Origin of the sequence: Rhodococcus sp. SJ-3, assembly GCF_051918125.1 — a bacterium.
GTDB lineage: Bacteria > Actinomycetota > Actinomycetes > Mycobacteriales > Mycobacteriaceae > Rhodococcus.
In genome coordinates this window covers 2425688-2449680 of the sequence record NZ_CM123306.1, presented here as the reverse complement: position 1 = coordinate 2449680, position 23993 = coordinate 2425688, and the positions used below count along the sequence as shown (strand labels likewise).

General features: G+C 64.8%; 28 protein-coding genes and 1 tRNA gene. 16 read left to right on the top strand and 13 right to left on the bottom strand.

What is annotated here, in order from left to right; genetic code table 11:
* Positions 1 to 5: 5 nt before the first annotated feature.
* The gene (locus ACTDXD_RS11270; protein ID WP_440127106.1) at positions 6 to 1091 is read left to right on the top strand and encodes an alpha/beta hydrolase; all 1086 of its coding nucleotides are present in this window, start codon (positions 6 to 8) and stop codon (positions 1089 to 1091) included.
* An 8-nt stretch (positions 1092 to 1099) separates the two neighbouring features.
* On the opposite strand, the gene ACTDXD_RS11265 is transcribed toward ACTDXD_RS11270, so the two are convergent.
* Positions 1100 to 1450, bottom strand: coding sequence for a hypothetical protein (locus ACTDXD_RS11265; RefSeq protein WP_440127105.1), 351 nt, complete (start codon positions 1448 to 1450; stop codon positions 1100 to 1102).
* A 161-nt stretch (positions 1451 to 1611) separates the two neighbouring features.
* Between ACTDXD_RS11265 and ACTDXD_RS11260 the strand changes: the two genes are divergently transcribed.
* A complete protein-coding gene (locus ACTDXD_RS11260; RefSeq protein WP_440127104.1) occupies positions 1612 to 2088 on the top strand; it encodes a polyketide cyclase in 477 nt (158 codons plus the stop codon).
* A gap of 37 nt (positions 2089 to 2125) precedes the next feature.
* Here the strand turns inward: ACTDXD_RS11260 and ACTDXD_RS11255 are convergent, their stop codons facing one another.
* The gene (locus ACTDXD_RS11255) at positions 2126 to 2314 is read right to left on the bottom strand and encodes a ChaB family protein (protein ID WP_440127103.1); all 189 of its coding nucleotides are present in this window, start codon (positions 2312 to 2314) and stop codon (positions 2126 to 2128) included.
* Between the two features lie 103 nt (positions 2315 to 2417).
* Between ACTDXD_RS11255 and ACTDXD_RS11250 the strand changes: the two genes are divergently transcribed.
* Complete coding sequence (locus ACTDXD_RS11250) at positions 2418 to 2948, top strand: putative immunity protein (protein ID WP_440127102.1); 531 nt, start codon at positions 2418 to 2420, stop codon at positions 2946 to 2948.
* A gap of 89 nt (positions 2949 to 3037) precedes the next feature.
* Here ACTDXD_RS11250 and ACTDXD_RS11245 read toward each other — a convergent pair whose 3' ends face one another.
* The gene (locus tag ACTDXD_RS11245) at positions 3038 to 3541 is read right to left on the bottom strand and encodes an NADPH-dependent FMN reductase (RefSeq protein WP_440127612.1); all 504 of its coding nucleotides are present in this window, start codon (positions 3539 to 3541) and stop codon (positions 3038 to 3040) included.
* 192 nt (positions 3542 to 3733) lie between these two features.
* Between ACTDXD_RS11245 and ACTDXD_RS11240 the strand changes: the two genes are divergently transcribed.
* Entirely contained in the window at positions 3734 to 4171 is a 438-nt protein-coding gene (locus ACTDXD_RS11240) for a carboxymuconolactone decarboxylase family protein (RefSeq protein WP_440127101.1), read from the top strand.
* 40 nt (positions 4172 to 4211) lie between these two features.
* Here ACTDXD_RS11240 and ACTDXD_RS11235 read toward each other — a convergent pair whose 3' ends face one another.
* Positions 4212 to 4691, bottom strand: a complete 480-nt coding sequence (locus ACTDXD_RS11235) for a nucleoside deaminase (protein WP_440127100.1) — start codon at positions 4689 to 4691, stop codon at positions 4212 to 4214.
* Positions 4692 to 4804: 113 nt separating this feature from the next.
* Here ACTDXD_RS11235 and ACTDXD_RS11230 point away from each other — a divergent pair, with 113 nt between their 5' ends.
* Positions 4805 to 5176: a hypothetical protein gene (locus tag ACTDXD_RS11230; protein ID WP_440127099.1), complete on the top strand. Its 372-nt coding sequence runs from the start codon at positions 4805 to 4807 to the stop codon at positions 5174 to 5176.
* 205 nt (positions 5177 to 5381) lie between these two features.
* Here the strand turns inward: ACTDXD_RS11230 and ACTDXD_RS11225 are convergent, their stop codons facing one another.
* A complete protein-coding gene (locus tag ACTDXD_RS11225) occupies positions 5382 to 5534 on the bottom strand; it encodes a hypothetical protein (RefSeq protein WP_440127098.1) in 153 nt (50 codons plus the stop codon).
* Between the two features lie 15 nt (positions 5535 to 5549).
* Between ACTDXD_RS11225 and ACTDXD_RS11220 the strand changes: the two genes are divergently transcribed.
* Positions 5550 to 6344 (top strand): hypothetical protein, encoded by a 795-nt coding sequence (locus ACTDXD_RS11220; RefSeq protein ID WP_440127097.1) that lies wholly within the window; start codon positions 5550 to 5552, stop codon positions 6342 to 6344.
* Between the two features lie 125 nt (positions 6345 to 6469).
* Here the strand turns inward: ACTDXD_RS11220 and ACTDXD_RS11215 are convergent, their stop codons facing one another.
* The 4 genes from ACTDXD_RS11215 to ACTDXD_RS11200 all read right to left on the bottom strand — a co-directional run bounded on the left by ACTDXD_RS11215 (position 6470) and on the right by ACTDXD_RS11200 (position 9161).
* Positions 6470 to 7021 (bottom strand): PIN domain-containing protein, encoded by a 552-nt coding sequence (locus ACTDXD_RS11215; RefSeq protein WP_440127096.1) that lies wholly within the window; start codon positions 7019 to 7021, stop codon positions 6470 to 6472.
* A 1-nt stretch (position 7022) separates the two neighbouring features.
* Positions 7023 to 7457 carry a helix-turn-helix domain-containing protein gene (locus ACTDXD_RS11210; RefSeq protein ID WP_440127095.1) on the bottom strand — a complete coding sequence of 145 codons (435 nt, stop codon included), beginning with the start codon at positions 7455 to 7457 and terminating at the stop codon, positions 7023 to 7025.
* A gap of 139 nt (positions 7458 to 7596) precedes the next feature.
* Positions 7597 to 8982 carry an FAD-binding protein gene (locus tag ACTDXD_RS11205; RefSeq protein ID WP_440127094.1) on the bottom strand — a complete coding sequence of 462 codons (1386 nt, stop codon included), beginning with the start codon at positions 8980 to 8982 and terminating at the stop codon, positions 7597 to 7599.
* A 41-nt stretch (positions 8983 to 9023) separates the two neighbouring features.
* Positions 9024 to 9161, bottom strand: a complete 138-nt coding sequence (locus ACTDXD_RS11200) for a hypothetical protein (RefSeq protein ID WP_440127093.1) — start codon at positions 9159 to 9161, stop codon at positions 9024 to 9026.
* Positions 9162 to 9405: 244 nt separating this feature from the next.
* On the opposite strand from ACTDXD_RS11200, the gene ACTDXD_RS11195 reads away from it, so the two are divergent.
* The gene (locus tag ACTDXD_RS11195; protein WP_440127092.1) at positions 9406 to 10257 is read left to right on the top strand and encodes a hypothetical protein; all 852 of its coding nucleotides are present in this window, start codon (positions 9406 to 9408) and stop codon (positions 10255 to 10257) included.
* Positions 10258 to 10490: 233 nt separating this feature from the next.
* On the opposite strand, the gene ACTDXD_RS11190 is transcribed toward ACTDXD_RS11195, so the two are convergent.
* Positions 10491 to 10573, bottom strand: a tRNA-Leu gene (locus tag ACTDXD_RS11190).
* Between the two features lie 203 nt (positions 10574 to 10776).
* On the opposite strand from ACTDXD_RS11190, the gene ACTDXD_RS11185 reads away from it, so the two are divergent.
* The 7 genes from ACTDXD_RS11185 to pknB all read left to right on the top strand — a co-directional run bounded on the left by ACTDXD_RS11185 (position 10777) and on the right by pknB (position 20661).
* Entirely contained in the window at positions 10777 to 12117 is a 1341-nt protein-coding gene (locus ACTDXD_RS11185) for an FhaA domain-containing protein (protein WP_440127091.1), read from the top strand.
* A gap of 156 nt (positions 12118 to 12273) precedes the next feature.
* Positions 12274 to 12735: an FHA domain-containing protein FhaB/FipA gene (locus ACTDXD_RS11180; RefSeq protein ID WP_054713680.1), complete on the top strand. Its 462-nt coding sequence runs from the start codon at positions 12274 to 12276 to the stop codon at positions 12733 to 12735.
* A complete protein-coding gene (locus ACTDXD_RS11175) occupies positions 12732 to 14228 on the top strand; it encodes a PP2C family protein-serine/threonine phosphatase (protein ID WP_440127090.1) in 1497 nt (498 codons plus the stop codon). Before ACTDXD_RS11180 ends, ACTDXD_RS11175 begins: the two co-directional genes overlap by 4 nt.
* The gene (locus ACTDXD_RS11170) at positions 14228 to 15676 is read left to right on the top strand and encodes an FtsW/RodA/SpoVE family cell cycle protein (RefSeq protein ID WP_169689110.1); all 1449 of its coding nucleotides are present in this window, start codon (positions 14228 to 14230) and stop codon (positions 15674 to 15676) included. Before ACTDXD_RS11175 ends, ACTDXD_RS11170 begins: the two co-directional genes overlap by 1 nt.
* On the top strand, positions 15673 to 17157 hold the full coding sequence (locus ACTDXD_RS11165; protein WP_440127089.1) for a peptidoglycan D,D-transpeptidase FtsI family protein: 1485 nt from the start codon (positions 15673 to 15675) through the stop codon (positions 17155 to 17157). Before ACTDXD_RS11170 ends, ACTDXD_RS11165 begins: the two co-directional genes overlap by 4 nt.
* Position 17158: 1 nt before the next feature.
* Positions 17159 to 18745: a serine/threonine-protein kinase gene (locus ACTDXD_RS11160; RefSeq protein WP_440127088.1), complete on the top strand. Its 1587-nt coding sequence runs from the start codon at positions 17159 to 17161 to the stop codon at positions 18743 to 18745.
* Positions 18742 to 20661: a Stk1 family PASTA domain-containing Ser/Thr kinase gene (gene pknB, locus ACTDXD_RS11155; RefSeq protein WP_440127087.1), complete on the top strand. Its 1920-nt coding sequence runs from the start codon at positions 18742 to 18744 to the stop codon at positions 20659 to 20661. The genes ACTDXD_RS11160 and pknB overlap by 4 nt, the downstream gene beginning before the upstream one ends.
* Positions 20662 to 20739: 78 nt before the next feature.
* Here pknB and ACTDXD_RS11150 read toward each other — a convergent pair whose 3' ends face one another.
* Positions 20740 to 21402 carry an aminodeoxychorismate/anthranilate synthase component II gene (locus ACTDXD_RS11150; protein WP_169689341.1) on the bottom strand — a complete coding sequence of 221 codons (663 nt, stop codon included), beginning with the start codon at positions 21400 to 21402 and terminating at the stop codon, positions 20740 to 20742.
* A 22-nt stretch (positions 21403 to 21424) separates the two neighbouring features.
* Positions 21425 to 22150, bottom strand: coding sequence for a DUF881 domain-containing protein (locus tag ACTDXD_RS11145; protein ID WP_440127086.1), 726 nt, complete (start codon positions 22148 to 22150; stop codon positions 21425 to 21427).
* Positions 22151 to 22254: 104 nt separating this feature from the next.
* Between ACTDXD_RS11145 and crgA the strand changes: the two genes are divergently transcribed.
* A complete protein-coding gene (gene crgA / locus ACTDXD_RS11140) occupies positions 22255 to 22521 on the top strand; it encodes a cell division protein CrgA (RefSeq protein ID WP_440127085.1) in 267 nt (88 codons plus the stop codon).
* 85 nt (positions 22522 to 22606) lie between these two features.
* Positions 22607 to 23077, top strand: coding sequence for a PH domain-containing protein (locus ACTDXD_RS11135; RefSeq protein WP_440127084.1), 471 nt, complete (start codon positions 22607 to 22609; stop codon positions 23075 to 23077).
* On the opposite strand, the gene ACTDXD_RS11130 is transcribed toward ACTDXD_RS11135, so the two are convergent.
* Positions 23062 to 23988, bottom strand: a complete 927-nt coding sequence (locus ACTDXD_RS11130; protein WP_440127083.1) for a rhomboid family intramembrane serine protease — start codon at positions 23986 to 23988, stop codon at positions 23062 to 23064. The genes ACTDXD_RS11135 and ACTDXD_RS11130 overlap by 16 nt on opposite strands.
* Positions 23989 to 23993: the final 5 nt, after the last annotated feature.

Below are 23993 nucleotides of genomic sequence, written 5' to 3'. Positions count from 1 at the left end.
CCGCGATGCTCAGGACCGCCGTCGTTGCAGCAGCCATTGCAACGTTCCTGGCCGCAACCGCAGGTAGTGGCATCTCGTTCGCACAGGACCGCGACGCCACCGACCCGATCGTCACGGCGCAAGCGTTGCTTGCCGACCCGGTGTCGCCGGACGGATCCCGGATCGTCTCGAGCGAAATCGACGGACAGCATCTGACACTGCAGGTCTATTCCGCGGCGATGGACAAGAACATCCCGGTCCGGGTCCAGCGGCCACGGGACGCCTCCCAGGCCCGGCCCGTGCTGTATCTCGTCAACGGCGCCGGTGGCGGTACCGATGCTGCGACATGGTGGGCCAATACCGACGTCGGCGATTTTCTGGAAACACAAGATGTCAACGTGGTCATGCCCATCGGCGGCGCGTTCTCGTATTACACCGATTGGAAACGGGAAGATCCCAATCTCGGTCTCAACAAGTGGCAGACGTTCTTCCTCGACGAGCTTCCTCCGCTGATCGATGCCGCGCTGGGTACCAACGGCGTACAGGCCATTGCCGCGAATTCGATGACTGCCACCGCCGTGTTGCAGTACGCGATCGCCAAACCGGGCTTCTACTCCGCAGCAGCGGGTTACAGCGGATGCGCACAAACGTCGGACCCCATCGGCAAGGAGTTCGTCAAACTCGTCGTCGAGACATGGGGCGGCGGCGACGTGCGCAACATGTACGGCGAAGACGACGATCCGGCATGGGTGGAGAACGATCCGGTGGTCAACGCCGAGGGTCTGCGCGGAACCAAGCTGTTCATCTCCGACGCCACCGGCCTGCCCGGCCCGCACGAAACCCTCGGCAATGAGTTCACGGTCGTGGAACCGGATGCGAGTGTCGAGGATCAGGCGCTTGCGCTGGCGAACCAGGTCGTGGTCGGCGGTGTGATCGAGGCGGCCGTGCATTGGTGCACGACGAACCTGCAGAACCGCTTGAACGAACTCGACATTCCCGCGACGTTCGACCTGCAGCCTCGAGGTACCCATTCTTGGGGGTACTGGCAGGACGCTTTCCATCAGTCGTGGCCGCTGCTCGCCGATGCGCTGGGTCTGCCACCGGCACAGTGACCGTCCGATCAGCGCGTTCGGATCTCACTGAGGTCCGTGCCCACCGGGAAAGGCAGAGTGAACTCCTGCCCGACATCACCGACAGCATCGGATACCGCGGTCGTGACGATCACACGGTCGTCGTAGAGGTGCCTGATCCGCACCGTATGACCGTCGTAATGGAACCGGTTCATGAGGAATCGAAGACCACGGTCTTCGAGCACTTCCTCGGCCATCGTCCAGTCGGAGACCGGCTCGAGGGGTCGGCCCAGGCGGTCGATGGGAATCATCTCCGGCTCCTGTGACTCCAGGTCGATCCAGCCGATGACTTCACCGTCCTCGCGGCGGTGCGGAATCCAGTGGCTCGGAACAGCGCTCATACACCTCACCGTATCGGCATCGGCAGGTGTCCGTTGATCGCAGTGCGTTCCATTGCCACATCGGCTTCATTCGATTCGTCGACAGTCTGTACGTCCAGCAGCGTGAAGCCACTGTGACGTAGACAGGTGCACATTCGTCGTCGATCTGACAACATCCTCGAGTGACCAATGAGCGGATTGAAGTACAGCGCACCATCAAAGCCGATCCCGCGTCGATATTCTCGGTGCTCTGTGATCCCCAGGGACACGTTGCCATCGATGGTTCCGGAATGTTGATGGATGCAGAAGGCGACGTCGTGCGGGCCGTCGGCGACAGTTTTGTCGTGCACATGGATCGGGAAGCTCTCGGCGACTTTCCGATGGGCGAATACGACGTGACAGTGAATATCGAGACTTTCGTTCCGGACCGTGAAATCGCCTGGACCATCCTGGGGACCATTCGCCCGCAGATCGGGCACATCTACGGGTACCGCATCGAACCGGCCGAAGGCGGCTCTCTCGTGACCTCGTACTACGACTGGTCCGATATCGACCCGAAATGGCGTGAGGCGGGAATCTTCCCCGTCATCGCCGAAGGATCCCTGAAAGCAACCCTCGGTATCCTCGCGCGCACGGTACGCCGCGGATATCCGCGCTGATCGGGTCGTTCATCCTCGCCGAGGGCGCTGTCGAATATCAATCCTGCTTCGGTACCCAATGGTCGTTCTCGAGGTCGTACTTCTCCTTGACCGCCCCGTAGGCTGCGCGCTCGGCCTCCTCGCCCTCCCCGACCCGCTTGACCGCTGCTTCATAGGCGGTACCGTACAGTTCCTGCACCTCCTTCGACGATCGGCGGACCGTTTGCGGGAGTTCGTATCGATCCACTGGGACATCCCTTCGTCGACGACGGACATGCTGTCACCCATTGTGGGTCGGCCGGCGCCGGCGCGGTGCCGATCGGGCGAGTTCGACGAGGGAGGGCCGAGCCATGACGTCGGTGACAGGCGACTTCGAACTGACACACGATGAATTGCGTGTGGTTGCTCGCTACGTCGCCGAGTCCGCCCAGGAGGTGCTCCCCCGGTTCGAGGCCGTCAAGCCCGACGATCCTCGACCTCGCGCTGCCTTGGACGCTGCCTGGGAGTTCATCGGCGGTGCGCGCCGAACCAAACTTCAGCGCATCACCTCGATGGATGCGCATCGCGCAGCCGCGGACGCTCCCACCGAGGTCGCGCGACTGGCCGCACAAGCCGCAGGCGACGCCGCCGCCGCGGCCTATCTGCATCCCATCGCGAAAGCCCACCAGGTCGGGCACATCCTTCGGGCGGCAGCCAATGCGGCACGTATCGCAGAGATCGAGGCCGGCGACGACCCGGCCGTCGGACACGAGATGATCGAGAGAGCGCGCATGCGAGCAACTCCGGTGTTGATCGACGTCCTGTGCCGGTATCCAGCGGCACCGACAGGCAGAAGCCGTGCTGCACAACTCATGGCCGTTCTGGACGTCGCATTGCGCTGAAGCAGCGCGGATCGTCGTGCACATCGCTCAACACACTTATCCCCAGGTGTGGAAGAACGGACAAACGCGACCAAGTGGTCGAAGTGCGTTCAAGACGCCTCCGTGCGGACTGCCGCAGTCACCGCCGGCGACCAGCGTCCGGCGTACTCGGCGATGGAGTTGTCCGTCGTATAGGTCGAGTCGAGGAGATACAGCCCTGGCGCCGGTGTCGTCGCACCCAGTTCCACCAGTACCGGCTTGAGCAGCAGGTCTGGCGCCAGTGCATGCGCCGGGCCTGCGCCCAGCATGAGCGGCACCGCGACGACATCGCGCAATCCGTCGCCGGTGGCGAATTGATCGAGGAACAGTTTCAGCACACCGGTGTAGGTTGCCTTGAACGTCGGACTGGCGAACACCACCAGAGCGGCCTCGGAGACAGTCGACACAGCGGCGGCGACGTCCTCGTCACCCCACCCGAGAAGACCTGCACCGAGGCTGATCACGTCGATCACGTGGTCGGGTTCCCGGCCGGTCAGTGCGGTAGCGAGCCGAACTCCGGCATCGAGAGTTCGGGAGCCGGGCTTGGGATTACCCGCAACGACGACGATCGACATGTTCACCTTCCAATCCTTCGGACGCCACCTTCGGGAGACGAGGGCACCCGCCATCCTCCACTTCCACCGTGCTCCCCGGAACGTTTTCATTCGCCTCGAATACAAATCGGCCCACAGCACACCGGCGATTCGGCTAGTTTGTCAGCGCAGTCCCGGCGCATTCTCAGCACAGCACGAACACGAGGGCGACAGATGAGCGACGTGAACCTCAGCAAGCAACATCCGGCTGCGTACGAGCAACTGGCGAGTCTCAATGAGCAGGCCGAAACCGCAGTGAAAAACGCGGGTCTGGATCCGCTCCTGGCCGAACTGGTCAAGATCCGAATATCGCAGATCAACGGTTGCGCATTCTGCTTACGGATGCACACGCGCGACGCGCTCGACAAGGGTGAGACGAGCGACCGGCTGGCCGTGGTCGCGGCCTGGTGGGAGTCTCAGTACTTCACAGCTCAGGAGCGGGCCGCGCTCGCCCTCGCCGAGCAGGTCACCCGGCTGCCCGTTCCGGAGACGGACGCCTGGGACGACGGATCGTTGAACGCCGAACAGGCGTCAGCGGTGAGCTGGCTCGCGATCGTGATGAACGCGTGGAATCGGGTGGCGATCACCAGCCACTACCCCGTGGCGCCCTGATGTCTGCAGCGCAGACGATTCCCGAACTTCACCACACTTTTCACTCACCGAGGTGGCATCGGCGATGCAACCGACGGATCGCGTCCTCCAGTTCCGGTGCCGGACCCTCGACGATGACGCCGGGCGCAACCTCGTGGATCGACAGGGGCTGCACCGGCGCCGCAGGAACGCCCATGTCCTCGAGCCACCCGGTGAGCTGCCGGGACGATGCGACGTAGACGATTCTGCCGAGACCGACCCACCCGTGCGCAGCTGCGCACATCGGGCAGTGTTCTCCCGAGGTGTATACGGTTGCGCCCGCACGACTGTCGGGCGTCATGTTCTCCGCCGCCCACCTGGCAAGTGCGAATTCAGGATGCCGAGTGCGGTCGCCGTCGGCGACTCGGTTGCGATCTTCCGCCAGGACTCGACCATCCGCGCCGACAAGTACGGATCCGAATGGCTCGTCGCCGGCCATCAGTGCTTCCTCAGCGAGTTCGATGCATCGATGCAGGTGTGCAAGATCAGCGTCGTTCACCACTGTAGTTACCCCTTCGTCGCACTCGATGGTGCCCGAGGACCACCGTAGATGCCACTGGGATACTCGGGTAGAACCACTCAGGACATCGCGTCGACAGCACCGACAATGAACATATGACCTCGATGAGCCACAGCCGCGGCGGCGAAGACCCGCACAGCTCCGCTCCCGCCACGATCGATACCGCCGTGACCGTTCTGTTCGTCATCGTGACCATAGTTTTCGCGGCCGTCGCATTCTTCGTGTCTCTGCTCTTCCCGATGGGGATGGATTCGTGCGGCCCCGACGGTTGCCAGGAGGGTTACCTCACCGCCGCATTCGCAGTCACGTGGGGAGGAATCGCTGTGGCCTGCATCGGCACTGTCGCGGGTATCGTCCTTGCCGCGCGACGACGAACACGCATGTGGGTGTGGCCGCTCCTCGGTGCCACGACGATCACGGTGGTACTGATGGTCGGCCTGAGCCTCGCCGAGCGCGCGGGCGCGTGACCGCCGGAAGATCTTTCGCGCCAGCAGGCGGGTGACGCGACTGGCGATGACTCGGTCGAACATCCGGCCGTTGGCAGATCAGGAGTGCGCTTTTCGGCACATACATCTTCGTGCCGCCGCATGGCATCTCCCAGTGCGGAGACACTTCCTCACCGCTACCCGGTCGTCATATCCCGATAGACCATCTCGGCCAACGCTTCTGACCTCACATCAGGATCTGCTGTTTGAGTTGTTCAGCGATCTGCGCCAACTCGCTGATGCATTGAGGAAGGGTTTCCACTACGCGGCGGACTTTTTCGTCATCGGCGGCGATGAGCGGCGCCGCCCGACCAGCTGTGGCCACCGAGATCAGCGCCACGGCTCCACTTCACCGATGTACGACGAAGCCGACGCATCACCGCAGGATACTCCCGCGTGTGGTTTCCGCAGCCACCCCGGTCGTCGCGCTGAGATCAATCCGGTAGCCGATTCGCCCGCCCCTCCCAAGAAGAGGTGGACAGTACCGACCGCCGCAACATCCGAGGAAGCACTTGCCAAGCAGCGGTGTCGCGATAACGCCTATCGCAACGATCTGTACAGGAGGCGGTACGACCCGAGCGTCCGGCCGATCAACGAGTACGTCGACACGTTGCGGGCCGAGCGTCGCGTGTCCATTCCGTATATCGCGCCGACCTACGGTGGCGTCGACGCGCGGTTGCTCACGCTCATGCAGGACCCGGGCCCGAAGACCGACCCGACCAATATCGACGGATCCGGCATGATCTGCCTGGAGAACGTCGACCTCACGGCCGCTCGGCAGAAGTTCTTCTTGGATGAAGCCGGCATCCACATTTCGGAGATCGTGTCGTGGAATGCCTACCCGTGGCCGAAGCCGCACCCCCAGACCGACCGATCGGACCGTGAGGCAGCCGAGACGCTGCGCGGATTCCTCCTGCTGATCCCGAACCTCGAGGTTGTGATCCTCAACGGCACTGTTGCCAAGCGTATTTGGTGTGTCCTCAAGGAAATCGACCCGGCGTGCATGGCAGGCATCTCGTCGTACCCGACATTTCACACGAGCGAACGAGCGGTCAATCCAACCCAGAGGTCGCTCGAGTACATCGCCGAGGTCCACAAGGACCTGAGCAACAAGTACGCAGCCGCCACCCGCCAGTTGCACAGCGTGTGAGTCCATCGATCCTCACACGCCGGAATGCGTCGACGGTGCCCCTAGGAGAAACACAATGTCGACGGCTCACCCTCCACCAGATCTTGCCGTGGAACCATCGTGCTCGTGGGCGCGCATCGTGGGTCTCAGCGGCGCAACGCAGCTGCGGAGATCGGCAGGCCCGCTGCTGCGAGACGGTCGCATACGTCGGCGGGGGTGCTGGGCGGGTTGCGCCACGCCGCGGCAGTCGCGCTGATCGCCTGGTGCACCCGCGCACCGTCGAGCGTGAACAGATCCATGACGAACTCATCGGGGTGCAGAGCTTCCATGCCGAACTGGGAAAGTTCGGTATCGGGGAAGTCGCGCAGGTTCGCGGTGACGATTACCTGCGCGCCGCAGCGGATCGCCGCGGCGAGTACATGCCGGTCGTCCTCGTCGGGCAGCGTCAGCGCCGGGATGAGTGTCTCGTACCCGGTGACCACGCAGTCCGGCACCGCTCGGTTCATCAGCTCCCGCAGCCTGGCCAAGGTGTCGGCAGGGATGTCCGGTCGGTCGGCGGCGAGATTGCGGAACGTCTCGTCGAGAATCCGGTCGGTCCACCTGGCGTGCACCAGTCCGGTCTGGGCCAGGCGAATCAGCACGTCGCGAAGCACGTTCGGGTACAGCACATTCGCGTCGTAGAGCACGGTGAAGGTCACGTCAGTACAGTCCGAGGTCCTCGGACAGCACGGCCAGCTCGTCCGCAGCCCCACGCGCGTCGCGCTGCTGGGTACGCCGGTACTCGAGAAGCGACGACGCCAGGATCCGGCGATGCCGGCCCACCAGTCGATACCGGATAAGGCCCTGGTCGAGGAGCTTGATCACGTGCGGGCGTGAGACGTTGAGCAGCTCGGCGGCCTGCTGGGTGGTCAGCTCCGCATGCGCAGGAACCACGGTCACGCCCTGGCCGGCCGCCATGTTCGCCAAGACGTCTTTTATCAATTCCAGAGCCGCACTCGGCAGGTGAACGGACTCTGTTGTCCCGGCGACGGTGACGTCAAGCGTGCCGGGACCAGGTTTGATGTCCCGCAGGGCATTGAGCGCCTGTCGTGCCTGTTCCTGCTCCACGGCACTGGGATGTTCGATCGCGGACATGCACACCTCCTCCAAATGAAATATACGCAGCAAGTGAAATAAACGCAAAGGTGGGCAATCTTCGACTCGCGAGTCCGCCCCGGCGGAAGTCGGCCTGGCTCGCTGTGGCGGATTCCTGAGTGTGCTGTTTGACGATCGCCTAACAGGAGACCAGGCGGAGTCGGCGTGCCTGGTCGGAGACGAACACGCGCTCGGGGTCGATACGATCCCTGGTCGTCCGCCATTCATCGAGCCGCGGGTACATCCGCGCAATGCGATCCGGGGTGCTGCGTGAGTCCTTCGCGAAGTAGAGACGGCCGCCGAGATCAAGGACCCGTTCGTCGAGTTCGTCGCAGAACCTGCCCAGGCCCTCGCGGATCGGGAAGTCGAGGCTGAGCATGTAGCCCGGCTCTGGCCACGACAACGGGGCCGGATTGCCTTCACCCATGCGCTTGAACACGTTGAGAAACGACCGGTGCCCTGACTCGGCGATCAGGCGGATGACGTCCCCGAACGGCTGTTCGGCGCCGAACGGGACCGAGAACTGGTACTGGAGGAACCCTCCCGGGCCGTACGCCCGGTTCCATTCTCCGAGCAGATCCAGCGGGTGATAGAACTGCGTCAGATTCTGGATTGTGCCCCGGCCGTGCTTCGGGTACATCCGGTACGCGGCTTCGGCCGCGATCCTCGTCGTTACCCGGTTGACCATGCCGCTCGGGAAGATATCCCGGACGGTTAATAGTTGGGGGGCGTTGAACCGCAACGGATCCCGGCGAAGCTTCGGCGGCAGTTGGTCTAGCGTTGCCAGCGACCCGCGGGTAAAGCCCGCCCGGCCCAGCTTCCGGCCGGTGGAGATCGTGTCGGGAACCGACATCGAGTAGTCGTAGCCCTCGTCGGATCCGCCGGTCAGCAATTCCATCGTCTCGTCGAGGGTCGCGGTGCGATCGTGGTCAGCGATGAAATACGCGGTCTCTGTATGCTTCATCCGTACACGTGCCCGCACGACGATGCCGGTCAAACCCATCCCGCCGACCGTGGCCCAGAACAGATCCCCGTCTTCACCGGTGGGCGTCAGCGTGCGGATGGACCCGTCGGCGGTGAGCAGATCGAGGGATTCGACGTGGTTGCCGAAGCTGCCGTGCGAGTGGTGGTTCTTGCCGTGTATGTCGGCTCCGATGGCACCGCCGATCGTGACTTGTCTCGTGCCAGGCAGCACCGGGACCCACAGGCCGTGTGGGAGAACGGCTCGCATCAGGGTGTCAAGACTGACTCCAGCCTCGAGATCAACGATTCCCGAGTCGGGGTCGATGCCGTGGATGCGGTCGAGGGCGGTCATGTCCACCACGAGGCCGCCAGCGTTCTGGGCGGGGTCGCCGTAACTGCGCCCGAGGCCGCGGGCGATGACCCCGCGTGGGCCTGCCCTACGTACGGCCTGGGTGATCACGTCGAGGTCGGGGGTCGAGAGTACGTCTGCTGGTGTCGCGGCACGCCTACCCCACCCGCTCAGAGAACGCCGTTCGGTTCTGAACTCGGTCGTCACGGTCACCCGGCCCACGATAACCACACCACGCTGCACCACCACTGGGCTCAGGCTTGGCAGATCGTGACGCTCGTGGCAGGCAGTGGTCCGATGAACGTTTCAAACCGTCCGCCCAGCACGTCGAGGTCTATCCAGATGGGCTTGGGCAGCTCGTACACGGCTGCAACGGACGCCGGATCTCTCATGGGAGTCGACCGTAGCGTTCACGAACTGTCGCCGGTACCTCGGTGATGCGGCGGAGGTCGTGACCCCGGCACGGCAGATACATTTGTGGTCTAGCGGTTAATGGCGTCGCGACTGCAGTCAGACAGTGCGTCGCATGGGAGGTCGAGTGAAAACGGTCGTCCTACAGCCGGCTTCCAGGTGTGCACATCACTGCACCACCGAGCTGCGCTTCGTGGTCGACGAGTCAGCTGGCTGCGTCTTCGTATGACGTCGGAGAAGCCGAGCGAGAAGCGGGCACGATTGGCCCTTGAATACGTGGGTTACGAGCTGGGCCGGGTACTGGAGGAGGGCAAGAAGACGCCCGATTACCGAGGGTCGCATCAGGAGTCTCCTGGAGAAGTAGTGGTCGAGGTTAAGGAGGTGACGAGCCAGGACTACCAGCAGCTACGGAAGGAATGGGACCGCCGGGGCAGTCACTGGCCATCGGAGGAGCTCGAGGGGCTGTGGATGGTCATCATTCCGACCTTCAACACGAGCGACGAACTCGATCGCGAGAGGGTGCATCGTGCGCAACCATCTGTGAAAAATCTCGCCGAGCAGCTGTTGCCACATCTGAAAATGCTCGAGACATACGGCATCGATAACTACTTCAAGTCCGATCCCAGGACTAAGGATGCGAGTAGCGCGATCTATCGCCTAGTTCGTGGCGGTCATTGCAGCAGAATGGACCCCATCTCGGGTCCGCCTGGTTTCGGGAGGGGCGTCATGCTAGCCGGTTTGGGGATGGAGCACCAGCACTCCGTCGATCCGGATCTGATGGTTGAGACGCTGAATCAGTGGATGACGATTAGGGGCAGGAATCTGCGGGAGTCGCTCGCCGGTGAGCAAGGGGAGAGGCACGGATTCCTCGTAATCGACGCGTTGAGGATGCCGGCGACACGCTGGGCTGCCGAACGAGGTCTCGACTTCAGACCCACGATTCCGCCTGACCTGCCTGAAGAGATCGACGTTCTGTGGGTCCTTGTCAACGAACTGCTGCTTCGCTTCGACCGCCAGACAGGCTGGCAAGCTCAGCTCATATCAGCAGTAGACTACGAAACTTTTGTTGCAGAGTAGCTGCCGGGTTCGAGGTTCCACTTCTCCATCCGCCGTGACTCGTTATCGGCGAGCAGTCGTGCGTCGCAGGTACGCCAGCACGGGAGTCTTCTTGAGGACAGGGTGCGGAACACACCGCATTTCCCGCAGCCCGTAACGCGTCAATCCCCGGACTACTTGCCAACAAAAAACGAGGTCACGATCTCTTTCGAGTTCGTGACCTCGTTCGTCGCAGTTCGTGGAACTGCTCACTGTGGGCGAAGGGGGACTTGAACCCCCACGTCCCGAAGGACACTGGCACCTGAAGCCAGCGCGTCTGCCATTCCGCCACTCGCCCGAGCAACGCAGAAAACAGTAACACAGCGCCTACCGAATCACCGATTCGCGAGGTCAGAGCAGCTTTTCGGGCTCCGGCCCCGTACCTCGACATGTCAGGTTGAACACGCGGAGTAATCCGCCCGGTCGAATCCGAGCAAAAATGGATACCATGCAGTAGCGAGATCTGCACCCACGACACGCTGGACCGGAAAGGGGGTCGTCATGGGTATCGCCCAACGCTTCGAGCGAAAGCTGCAGGCAGCAATCGGCGACGCGTTCGCCCGCGTCTTCGGTGGTGGCGTCGTCCCCCAAGAAGTCGAAGCTGCCCTCCAGCAAGAGGCCACCGACGGCGTCCAGCAGCTTGATCGTGGCCACACGCTGGCCCCGAACAAGTACGTCATCACCATCAGCGACTCCGATCACGAGGCCTTGGCGGCGGATCGGGACTTGACTGTGAAGGCGTTCGCGCGTCACCTTGAGGACTTCATTCGCGAACAGGGATGGCAGACATACGGTGAGATCCAGGTTGTATTCGAGTCGTCTTCGGCACTGCACACCGGGCAGTTCCGGACACGCGGCTCGGTCGACCCTGAGGCAGGGCGTCCACAGACGCACGTCCCGTCACAGCGGACCCCGCAGAACCGTCCAACAGTGACCCCCGAACCAGGAGTTGGCTCCATGACGCAGAACCCCGGCTACGAACCAAGCCGTGACCCCGCCGAGGCGGAAGCACAGTACGCACGAAACGGTCACGCGCACGGCGGCCAGGATCAGCGCTACGCACAGGGCTACAACGGTGGTTACGCCCCTCAGGGCGGCGGGTACGACGACCAGGGCGGTTACGACCAGCAGGGCGCGTACGGCGCCCAAGGCTACGAGCAGCCGGCCTACGACCAGCAGAACTATCAGCAGGCGTACGACCAGCAGGGATACGGCGCCCAGGGCTACCAGCAGGACCAGGGTGGCTACTCACAGGACCAGGCATACGGCCAGGACCAGGCATACGGACAGCAGGCCTACAGCCAGGACTACGGCCAGCAGGGCTATGCCGATCAGGGCTACGCCGATCAGGGCTACCAGCAGCAGGGATACGCAGCGGGCGCCGGATACGACCAGGGCTACGCAGACCCGGGTTACCAGCAGCAGGCGTACGGCCAGCAGGGTTACGCCGATCAGGGCTACGCAGATCCCGGCTACCAGCAGGCCGATCAGGGCTACCAGCAGCAGGCATATGCGGGCGGCGGTTACCAGCAGCCTCCCGCCGCAGCCGGACGTGTCCTGACCGCGACCCTGCAGCTCGAAGACGGCAGCGGCCGCTACTACCAGCTCCGCGAAGGCAGCAACATCATCGGACGCGGGCAGGACGCTCAGTTCCGCCTCCCCGACACGGGTGTGTCCCGCCGCCACATCGACATCCGCTGGGACGGGCAGGTCGCGATGCTTTCCGATCTCGGTTCGACCAACGGCACCACCGTCAACAGTGCTTCGGTTCAGGACTGGCAGCTCGCCGATGGCGATGTGATCCGCGCAGGCCACTCGGAAATCCTCGTTCGTATCCTCTGACCAGCGGAAAAACCGGCTCACCGGATCCACAGATCTCATCCGCAGCACGAGCTGCGGATCTGATTCTGCATGGAGTCGGTCGATGTCCGTATTGTGAGTGACCGCACCGAACCGGACGACCGCGCGCCGGTCGCACATGCCGAAGGAGGACATGCCGTGCAGGGGCTGATTCTGCAGCTGAGCCGGGCAGGTTTCCTTCTGCTCCTGTGGCTGTTCGTTTGGGCAGTGCTGCGAGCATTGCGCTCGGACATCTATGCCGGTTCTGCGCGACCACTACCGCGCTACTCCCCCAAGCAGTCGGTATTGCCGTCGCTCGGCCGCAACAAGACCGCCAAGTATCTGGTCGTGACACAGGGTGCCCTCGCGGGCACGAGGATCACGCTCAGCACGCAACCGGTGATGATCGGTCGCGCCGACGATTCGACACTCGTGCTCACCGATGACTACGCGTCCACCCGGCATGCGCGACTATCTCCGCGCGGGTCCGATTGGTACGTCGAAGACCTCGGCTCGACGAACGGAACGTACTTGGACCGAGCGAAAGTCACCACTGCTGTCCGCGTACCCCTTGGCACTCCTGTGCGCGTGGGTAAGACCGTGATCGAGCTCCGCCCGTGACACTTGTACTGCGCTACGCCGCCCGCAGCGACCGCGGCCTCGTTCGCTCCAACAACGAGGACTCCGTCTACGCCGGTGCGCGCCTGCTGGCCCTGGCCGACGGAATGGGTGGTCACGCCGCCGGCGAGGTCGCCTCGCAACTGATGATCGCCGCGCTCGCACATCTCGACGACGACGAGCCGGGAGGAGATCTCCTCGGCAAACTCGACGACGCGGTGCGAGAGGGCAATGCCGCGATCGCCGATCAGGTCGAGGAAGAACCCGAACTCGACGGCATGGGCACCACGCTCACCGCCATCCTGTTCGCAGGAAGCAAGCTGGGCCTGGCGCATATCGGCGACTCCCGCGCTTACCTGCTGCGCGACAATCAGCTCACCCAGATCACCCGCGACGACACGTTCGTGCAGTCACTGGTCGACGAAGGTCGCATCACTGCGGAACAGGCGCACACGCATCCGCAGCGCTCGCTGATCATGCGCGCGCTCACCGGGGCAGAAGTGGAGCCGACCCTGACGGTGCGCGAAGCGCGCGCCGGGGATCGTTACCTGATCTGCTCCGACGGCCTGTCCGATGTGGTGAGCGACGAGACGATCGCGAACACCCTGGGCGAGGGCGGCCACGACGAATGCGCCGACCGGCTCATCGAACTTGCATTGCGCAGCGGCGGCCCCGACAACATCACCGTGGTGGTCGCCGACGTCATCGATCTCGACTACGGGCAGAGCAACCCCATCGTCGCCGGAGCAGCATCGGGTGAGGACGAGGACGAAGCTCCCCGGCCGAACACCGCCGCCGGTCGCGCCGCCGCCATGCGGCCGCCCCGCGCCACACCCAAACGCGTCATCAACAAAGCGCCCGAAGAGCCGAAGAAGCGTCGTAGCCGCTGGTGGGCTCCGCTCATCGCGCTCGTGGTGCTCGGTCTGATCGCCACAGGTGGGTACTTCGGTCGGCAGATGATCCAGAACAACTACTACGTCAGCGCCGATGACGCGCGTGTCACCGTGCTGCGCGGACTCCCCGGCAACATCTTCGGTTACTCGCTGCAGGAACCAGCACGTATCGGGTGCGTGACCGACGAGGGTGAGCTGACCCTTGTGGATCCGGCCGACGCGCAGTGTCGCGTGATGATGGTCGACGACCTTCAGCCCGCCGCGCGAGAGCAGGTTCGTGCCGGTCTTCCGTCGGGGACGCTCGACGAGGCGAGCGTGCAGATGGCCCGCCTCGCGCAGCAGGATCTGCTTCCGGTGTGCAAGGTCGAGGAGCCGGCTCCTGCCCCGGCCCCGGAACCCACACCATCTGCGCCCGGCGAACCCACACCGGGAGCACCCGTGCCCGGTGAGGCACCTGCCCCGCCTGCCGAGCCCGTCCCGAATGAGGCAGCACCCGCACCCGGTGAACAGGCGCCCGAAAACGGCGGAATCGAAACGACGGCGGCGCCGGAACCGGCGCCCGTACCCCAGGTCCCCGGCCAGAACTGCAGGGTGGGCGCCTGATGTCGGTGACCCATGGTGCGGGGGCTTTTCCCAGCCCCCCGGGTGGTTTCGCTCCGGCCCCTGCTCAATCCACGAAGCGCAACACCGAACTGGGACTGCTGCTCGTCGCGATCGGCATCACGACGGTGTCGATGATGCTCGTCGAGGCCTCTCTCGAGCAGGCGCTCACGCTCGATCTCGCGAAGTACGGACTCGCGTATGCCGGGTTGTTCCTCGTCGCGCACCTGGCGGTGAGGCGGTACGCCAAGTACGCCGATCCACTGCTGTTGCCGATCGTCGCGTTGCTCAACGGTCTCGGCCTCGTGCTGATCCACCGGCTCGACCTGGCCGACCAGGAAAACGCGCGCTACATGGGTCTGCCGATGCCGTCGCCCGACGCGAACCAGCAGGTGCTGTGGACCGCGATCGGCATAGCCCTTTTCATCGCTGTCCTCGTGTTCCTCCACGACTACCGGCTGCTTGCCCGCTTCAGCTACACCCTCGGGTTGATCGGGCTGATCGCCCTCGCGATCCCCGCCTTGCTGCCGTCGCAGTTCTCCGAGGTCAACGGCGCCAAGATCTGGATCAGGCTCCCGGGCTTCAGCATCCAGCCAGGTGAATTCGCCAAGATTCTGCTGATCATCTTCTTCGCCTCCGTCCTCGTGGCGAAACGTGATCTGTTCACCACGGCAGGCAAACACTTCCTCGGCATGGATTTTCCCCGTGCGCGAGATCTCGGCCCGATCCTCGCCGCGTGGATCATCTCCATCGGCGTCATGGTCTTCGAAAAAGACCTGGGCACCTCGCTGTTGCTGTTCACCACCGTTCTGGTGATGCTCTACATCGCGACGGAACGCGTGGGCTGGCTGATCATCGGATTTTCGCTGCTCGCGGTCGGCTTCGTCTTCGCGTACCAGATGTTCGGTCACGTCCGCGTCCGCGTCCAGACGTGGGCCGACCCACTCGCCGACTACAGCAACACCGGATATCAGATTTCGCAGTCGCTGTTCGGTCTGGCCACCGGCGGTGTCGCAGGCACGGGTCTCGGCAGCGGGCGGCCCGCCCAGGTGCCGTTCGCGAAGACCGACTTCATCATCGCCGCGATCGGTGAGGAACTCGGCCTGATCGGGCTCGCCGCGATCCTGCTGCTGTTCCTCATCCTCGTCATCCGCGGCTTGCGCACCGCTCTCGCCGTGCGCGACAGTTTCGGCAAACTCCTCGCCGCCGGTCTGTCGTTCACCCTCGCCGTCCAGTTGTTCGTCGTGGTCGGCGGTGTCACCAAACTGATTCCCCTCACGGGCCTGACCACGCCGTTCGTTTCGTACGGCGGGTCGTCGCTGCTCGCGAACTACTTGCTGCTCGCTCTGCTGATGAAGATCTCGCACGCCGCACGCGAACCCGTGCAGCCGCGTAAGAAACCGATGACGCCCATCGCGGAAGCGCAGACGGAAATGATGGGGCGCGAATGAACACTCCGCTCCGCAAGGTCGCGATGGCCGTGATGTTCATGGTTGTCGCCCTGCTCACCAACGCCACCTACGTGCAGGTCATCAAGGCAGACGATCTGCGCACCGACCCGCGCAACTCACGGGTGTTGATCGACGAGTACTCACGTCAGCGCGGTCAGATCTCGGCTGCCGGGCAGGCGCTGGCCGTGTCGATCCCCACCGACAGTCGCTACAAGTACCTGCGTGAATATCCGTCGACACCCGCGCAGCCCATGAGTCCGCTCGCCTACGCGCCGGTCACCGGGTTCTACTCGATGCAGTACGGCAGCACTGGCCTCGAACGCAGCGAGGACGAACTGCTCAACGGCTCCGACAACCTGCTGTTCGGTCGTCGGCTGTTCGATCTGGTGTCGGGACGCAACCCACGCGGCGGCAATGTGGTCTCGACGATCGATCCGGCCATGCAGCAGGTCGCGTACGACGAACTCACCTCCAAGGGATACACCGGGTCGGTCGTGGCCATCGAGCCTGCGACCGGCAAGATCCTCGCGATGGTGAGCACGCCGAGCTACGACCCGAACCGGTTGTCCGGCCACGACGGCGCCGCAACGTCGGCGGCGTGGGACGAACTGAACGCAGACCCCGACAAGCCGATGCTCAACCGAGCAATCTCTCAGACCTACCCGCCGGGTTCGACGTTCAAAGTGGTGACGACGGCGGCTGCTCTCGACTCGGGTGTCACCCCGGACGATCAGTTCACTGCCGCCCCGAACATCACCCTGCCCGACAGCACGACCACCCTCGAGAACTACGGCGGCGCTGCCTGCGGCGGCGCTCCCACAGTGTCGCTTCGCGAAGCATTCGCGCGCTCGTGCAACACCGCGTTCGTAGAGATGGGCATCAACACCGGTCGTGAGGCCCTGGTCGACCAGGCGGAAGCTCTGGGCATCGGAGAGACCATGGATATTCCGTTGCCTGTCGCGGAGAGCACCGTCGGGCAGATCGCCGACGGGGCTGCGCTCGGGCAGTCCACCATCGGACAGCGCGACGTCGCGCTGACTCCACTGCAGAACGCGGTCATCGCCGCGACCGTCGCCAACGGCGGCGTGCGCATGAAGCCGTATCTCGTCGAACGTCTGGAGGGGCCCGATCTCGCACTCCTCGCGGAAACCAAGCCCGAATCCCTCGGGCAGGCCATCGACCCCTCGGTCGCGGCAACACTGACCGATCTGATGATCGGCTCCGAAGAATGGTCGGGTGGACAGGGTGCGATTCCCGGTGTTCAGATCGCGTCGAAGACCGGCACCGCCGAGCACGGCAGCGACCCGCGCAACACCCCACCTCACACGTTGTACATCGGGTTCGCACCCGCTCAGCAGCCCACAGTGGCGGTGGCCGTGATCGTCGAGGACGGTGGTGATCGCGCTCTCGCCGCTACCGGTGGTTCGGTGGCTGCGCCTATCGGACGGGCCGTGATTTCGGCCGGAATACAGGGAGGCTGACATGGCTTTGTACAGCGGCGCCATGGTCGCCGACCGCTATCGCCTCACGCGACTGATCGCCACGGGCGGTATGGGTCAGGTCTGGGAAGGCCTGGACACACGGCTCGACCGTCGTGTCGCGGTGAAGGTTCTCAAGGCCGAGTTGTCGCACGACCAGGACTTCCTGACCCGATTCAGGTTCGAAGCGCGCACCACGGCGCAACTCAATCACCCGGGCATCGCCGGGGTGTTCGATTACGGCGAGACGACCGACGAGGAAGGACAGTCCGTCGCCTATCTGGTGATGGAGCTGGTACACGGCGAGCCGCTCAATGCGGTCCTCTCGCGTGTGGGCAGGCTGTCGTTGCCACAAGCCCTCGACATGCTCGAGCAGACCGGCCGGGCTCTTCAGGCCGCGCACAATGCGGGTGTCGTGCATCGCGACGTCAAGCCCGGGAACATCATGATCACCCCGACCGGCCAGGTGAAGATCACCGACTTCGGTATCGCGAAGGCAGTCGACGCATCGCCCGTCACGCGTACCGGGATGGTCATGGGCACCGCGCAGTACATCGCGCCGGAGCAGGCTCTCGGGCAGGAGGCGACATCGGCGAGCGATGTGTATTCGCTCGGGGCCGTCGGCTACGAGGTGCTGTCGGGACGGCGCCCGTTCCTTGGCGAGAGTGTCGTCACGGTCGCGATGAAGCACGTGCAGGAAACTCCCGCGCCGCTGCCCGCCGATCTCCCGCCCGAGGTCCGCGACCTCATCGACATCGCGATGACGAAGGACCCGAAGTACCGCTACTCGAGCGGTGGCGAATTCGGCGATGCCGTGTCGGCCGTGCGGTCCGGCCGGCCCGCGCCGCCGCCGGGCAATGTGCCGCCCGTGACGAGCGCCAATCGAGTGTTGCCTCCGGGTGTTCCTGGGGCGACCACGACGGTGCCCATGCAGTCGTCTCAGCAGACGCAGCAGTATGCGCCGACCGCGTACACGCAGGGGCCGTACACCGGGTCGTCGCAGCCACCGACGAGCGGCCGACCTCCCTATGCTGCTGCGGCCGCCGCTTCGGGCGGAGGTGACGGCGGTGGCGACCGGAAGGGGCCGAGCCCCACCGCGCTCGCGTGGGCCGCAGGCGTGGCGATCGTACTTGCGCTGGTGACGCTGGGCGTAGTTCTGCTGACCAACGGTGAGGACGAGCCCGACACGGGGCCGTCGCCGACCACGCAGATCACCACGACGAGGCCACAGCCCACCACGACGACGCGTCCTCCGCAGACCACGACGACCTCGGAATGGACTGCCCCACTTCCGGTCCCGACCCAGCCTCCGACATTCGAGCCGACGACAACGACCGAGGCTCCGCCGACGGTCCCGCCGACCACCACGGCCGAAGTTCCGACGCAGACCACCCAAGCTCCCACCACGACCACCGCGACACCGACAACCACCGCCGCGACCACCACGACGCAACCTGCCGAAGGCGGGGAAACGCCGCCGGGCGATGCTTCAGGTGACGGAGAAGGCGACGGAGGTACGGGAGGCGATCAAGAGCCCGCAGCCAGCAACGGTACGAACAACGCACCGCCGGACACACAAGGAACGTCATGACGACACCGCGCAAGCTCTCCTCACGCTACGAGCTGGGTGAGATCCTCGGCTTCGGTGGCATGTCCGAGGTGCATCTGGCACGGGATCTACGACTCGGTCGTGACGTGGCAATCAAAGTTCTGCGCGCCGACCTCGCCCGCGATCCCACGTTCTACCTGCGGTTCCGGCGCGAGGCACAGAACGCGGCGGCACTGAACCACCCGGCGATCGTCGCCGTGTACGACACCGGTGAAGCCGAAACGGAAGCCGGCCCGATCCCGTACATCGTCATGGAGTTCGTCGAGGGCGACACGTTGCGCGACATCGTGCGCGGCGAGGGCCCGATGGCGCCGAAGCGGGCGATGGAGGTGATCGCCGACGTGTGTGCGGCGCTCGACTTCAGCCACCGCAACGGGATCGTGCACCGTGACGTCAAGCCCGCCAACGTCATGATCAACAAAGCCGGCGCGGTCAAGGTCATGGACTTCGGCATCGCCCGCGCGATCTCCGACGCGTCGAGCCCGATGACGCAGACCGCCGCCGTGATCGGCACCGCTCAGTACCTGTCTCCCGAGCAGGCGCGGGGCGAGCAGGTCGATGCGCGCTCCGACGTCTACTCGGTGGGCTGCGTGCTGTTCGAGATCATGACCGGCGAACCCCCGTTCAAAGGTGATTCACCCGTCGCGGTCGCCTACCAGCATGTTCGTGAAGATCCGCCGCTGCCGTCGTCGGTGAATCGGCAGGTTCCCCCCGAGCTGGATTCGGTGATCCTCAAGGCGATGGCGAAGAACCCCGCCAACCGTTACCAGTCCGCGGCAGAGATGCGGAGCGACCTGATCCGGGTCCTCAGCGGCCAGCGTCCCAGCGCGCCGATGGTGATGACCGACGAAGACCGCACCACTTTGATCGATTCGGTCGATCAGAACACCGGCAGGCATTACCGTCCCGCTGCCGCAGCGGGCGCTGCAGGCGGGGTCGCTGCAGGCGACGAGTCCGGAGGTGGCGGCGGTTCGACGTTGCGCAAGGTCCTCTTCGGCGTCGCGGCCGTTATCGTCGTGGGCATCGTCGGCGTGTTCCTGTGGTCGCTGGGCCCCGGCTCCACTGCGGCGCAGATTGCCGTTCCCGACGTCCGTAATCTCGCGGCGAGCGAGGCGGAGAGCCAGCTGCAGGACAGTGGCTTCCGGGTGGCTCTGCAGGAGAAACCAGACGCGGTGGTCGCCGAAGGCAACGTGGTGAACACCCGGCCGGTACCGGGCAGCCAGGCCGATGAGGGCTCGACCGTCACCATCGAGGTGTCGAGTGGCCCCGAGCAAGTGCAGATTCCGCGACTCGACGGTCTTTCGCAGGAGAAGGCCGCGCAACAACTCGATTCGGTCGGGCTGCGGCTCGACCCGAATGTGTTGCGGGCGCCGTCCGACGAGGACGAGGTCGACACCGTAGTCGAGCAGAACCCGTCGGCGGGCGCGAACATCGACCGCGCCTCCATGGTGACCATCACGCTCGGTTCCGGGCCCGAGCAGGTCCGTGTCCCGAACGTCGTGGGGCAGGCCCAGGAAGTGGCCCGAGGCAACATCGAGGGCGCCGGATTCGAGGTCGTCGTCGAGCAGGTCGAGTCGAGCGAGGAGGCAGGCACGGTGGTGTCGACCAACCCGGCGGGCGGCGCTACGACCGATCGGGGTGGCACCGTCACGATCCAGGTTTCCGACGGCGACCGGATCGAGATGCCCGTGCTCACCAACCGTTCGGTGTCACAGGCGCTGTCGGCGCTCCGCGCGGCAGGCTGGACCGGCTCGGCTGCTCAGCTCGTGCAGACCCGTGAGGCCACACTCGATGCCGGTCTCGTGGGCACGATCATCACCCAGCAGCAGCCGCCCGGTTCGGAGATCTCCAAGTCCGACACCGTGAGCGTCGGAGTCGGGGTTCTCGGAATCCGATAGCGCGAACGTCACGCAGCGCGGCGGCCTACTCCATGGGAGGGGCCGCCGCGTTGTGTGAGCGCCGTGCGTATGGGGGCGTCAGGCGGCACCACCGTCGAGCGCCCGGGCCATTTCACCCTCGAGCTGCGCGACGAGCGATTCTTGCGGCGCCCGACCACACACGGCGAGCCAGTTCGCCAGCATGCGATGACCACCCTGGGTGAGTACCGACTCCGGATGGAACTGCACACCGTGAATGGGCAGTTCCGCATGCCGCAACGCCATGATCACACCGCTGTCGGTCTGCCCGGTGACGACGAGCTCGTCGGGCATCGTTTCCGGGAGCACCGTCAGCGAGTGATAACGGGTCGCGGTGAACGGGTCGGGCAGGCCCGACAGGACACCGGCGCCGTCATGATGCACGAGGCTGGTCTTCCCGTGCAGAAGTTCCGGGGCACGATCGACGGTTCCGCCGAATGCAACACCGATCGACTGGTGACCGAGGCACACGCCCAGCAGCGGCGTGCGTGCGGCGGCGCAGGCCTTGACGAGGTCGATGCTGACTCCGGCGCGTTCGGGGGTGCCGGGGCCGGGGCTGAGCAGGATGCCGTCGAACTCGTCGACGACCTTCTCGAGCGCGCCGGGCGCGGTCAGCCTCTCGTCGTCGTTGCGCCACACTTCTGCTCGTGTTCCGAGCTGACCGAGGTACTGCACGAGGTTGAACACGAAGCTGTCGTAGTTGTCGACGACGAGAATGCGCATGGTGAGCAGAGTACTCACCGAGTTATCGTGCCGCGGCTCCACCGGTGTAGGCGGGGACAGTGAGTTCGGAACCGACCTGCTGCGTGAAGCCCAATCCGTAGCGCGTGGAGTACTGCTTGTACAAGCGCACTCCGGGTTCGGCATCGAGCGACGCCGCAATCGCGGCGGGGTCTCCCAACGCCGTGATGACATACGGGGGCGAGTAGGTGCGGCCGTGCAGTAGGAGGGTGTTGCCGATGCAGCGGGGCGCCGAGGTCTCGACGATCCGCTGATCCTGCATGGAGATGGCTTCCGCTCCGCCCGCCCACATCGCGTTGAGCACGCTCTGCACGTCCTGCTGGTGCACCACGAGATCGTCGGGCGAGGCGCCTGCCGGATACCGGCCGTCGGCATCGCGCGGTGCATCGGTCAAGGTGACGGTGACACCGGCGCCCTGCCGTTCGGTCAGTCCCGCAGGATCCTCGAGTGCGGCGATTCGGTCGAGCACTGCAGCGACTTCGTCGTCGTCGGTGGCCGCACTGCTCTGAAGCTGTGCGACCTGCGTGGCCAGCGCGTCACGGGTGGCAGCGAGATCATCCGATTCGGCCTGCGCGACACGAACGAGGTCGGACAGGCGCGGCGAGTCACTCGCGCGCAGTTCACTACCGTCGGAAACACCGCGGGTGGTGCCGAGCAACAGCCCCGCGACGAGGCACACGACAAGTGTCGCGGACGCCCAGGCCAGAGTGCGCAGCCGACCGTTCGACACGTCGAACCTCCCTTTCGGCTACTGCGTTAGCGTGTACAGCACAGGTAGATGCCCAACCTACTCTGCCGGCCTGCAGGAGGCGGAGTCGTACCAGCGAGGACACCATGCCCAAGTCGAAGGTCAGGAAGAAGAAGGACGACGCGGTCGAGAGGTCGGTCAGCCGTACTCCGGTGAAAATCAAGGCCGCGCCGTCGAGCTCCATCTACGTCTCGGTGATGCTCGGTCTGATGATCATCGGATTGCTGTGGCTGATCGTGTACTACCTCGCCGCAGAGCACATTTCCTTCATGAACAGCCTCGGTGCGTACAACTTCCTCATCGGTTTCGGCTTCATGGTGGCGGGTCTGGTCATGACGATGAAGTGGCGTTGACGACCGCCGATGACGCTGGATTACACAGCTGTAATTAATCCCCACCTGTGGAGAACCCTGTGCACAACTGTGCGGACGTAGTGGCATGACCGATCGGGCTCCACTCGAATGGTCGACCCCGCCGGTCGCCGTCGCAGCCCTCTCAGCCGGCGGAGTGGTCCTTGCAGTGGCGGCGGTGTTCGCTGTTCCCGACGCAGTTGGCCGGATTCTCATCGGATTCGCTGCGCTACTCGTTCTTTCGATGGCGTTCTCGGCTGCCCGCCAGCGGCCCCGCCTCGAGGTCCTCAGCGACCCCGACGGACAGGCATCGGGAATTGCGACCACGCGCCTGTCCGGTCGTCGCGAATTCCCGCGCGCGACACTGCACCGGGTGCGCATCGTGGAATACCCACGACTCGGTCGGCGGGTCCCGATGCTCGAAATCGACACGCTCGAACCCGGAACCGGCGACGAACGGCTGATGATCTTCGGTCGCTGGGATCTGGGCACGGACCCGCGCGACGTGTACGACGCGCTTGCGGTGCACGGACTGGCGCCCGATCACACTCCCAACTGAGAGCGCAGACGCAGCACTGCGAGCACCACCAGTACGAGCGAGACCAGCACCACCGCAGCGAGCGCGATCCATCCCGTACGGACGATCTTGATTCGGTCGGTACCGGCGCCCATGTACTGCGGGGCGTAGAGCAGAGCTGCCGTCGCCGCAGCACCCGCAACCAGGCCGCCGAGGTGTCCCCACAGGGAGATGCCGGGGATCGTGATGCTGATGAAGACGTTGAGTGCCACCACCGCAAGCACCGGCGCTGGGCTACGACGCAACCGCAGCAGGATGACGGCCTGGGCTCCGAGCAGACCGAACACGGCACCCGACGCCCCCACAGTGACAGCATCGGGTTGAAGGAACATCACCGCGGCGGAACCACCGACGATTGACACCGCATACACGGCGAGATAGCGGGCACGCCCGAGTACCAACTCGGTGTCGCGGCCGATGATCCACAACGCGAACATGTTGACCGCGAGGTGTAGCAGGCCGTAGTGCAGGAAACCGCTGCCGAGCACCCGGATGTAGTCGCCATCGGCCGCGATCATGGGCGGCCACAGCGCCCAATCCAAGAACAGGCGCGATGCCTGCTCGTTGTTCATCACGCTGCCGGACTGCGCGGCGGTGATCCCGAAGATCACGACGTTGAGCGCGATGAGGATATAGGTGACCAACGGAGTCGGCCGATTGGTGCGCATCGGCGCACCGGCGACCGTTCGGGCCTGCGGTGCGGAGCGTTGCGCGGTGGCGACACACTCGACGCACTGATGCCCCACCGACGCGGGACGCAGGCACTCGGGACAGAAGGGTCGGCCGCACCGGGTGCAGGCAAGCAGCGTGGCGCGGTCGGGGTGACGGACGCACCGCGGCTGGGACGCGGGGCCGCCCCCCTCGGCCGCCGGGCCCCAGCCGGGGTTCGTCATAGTTT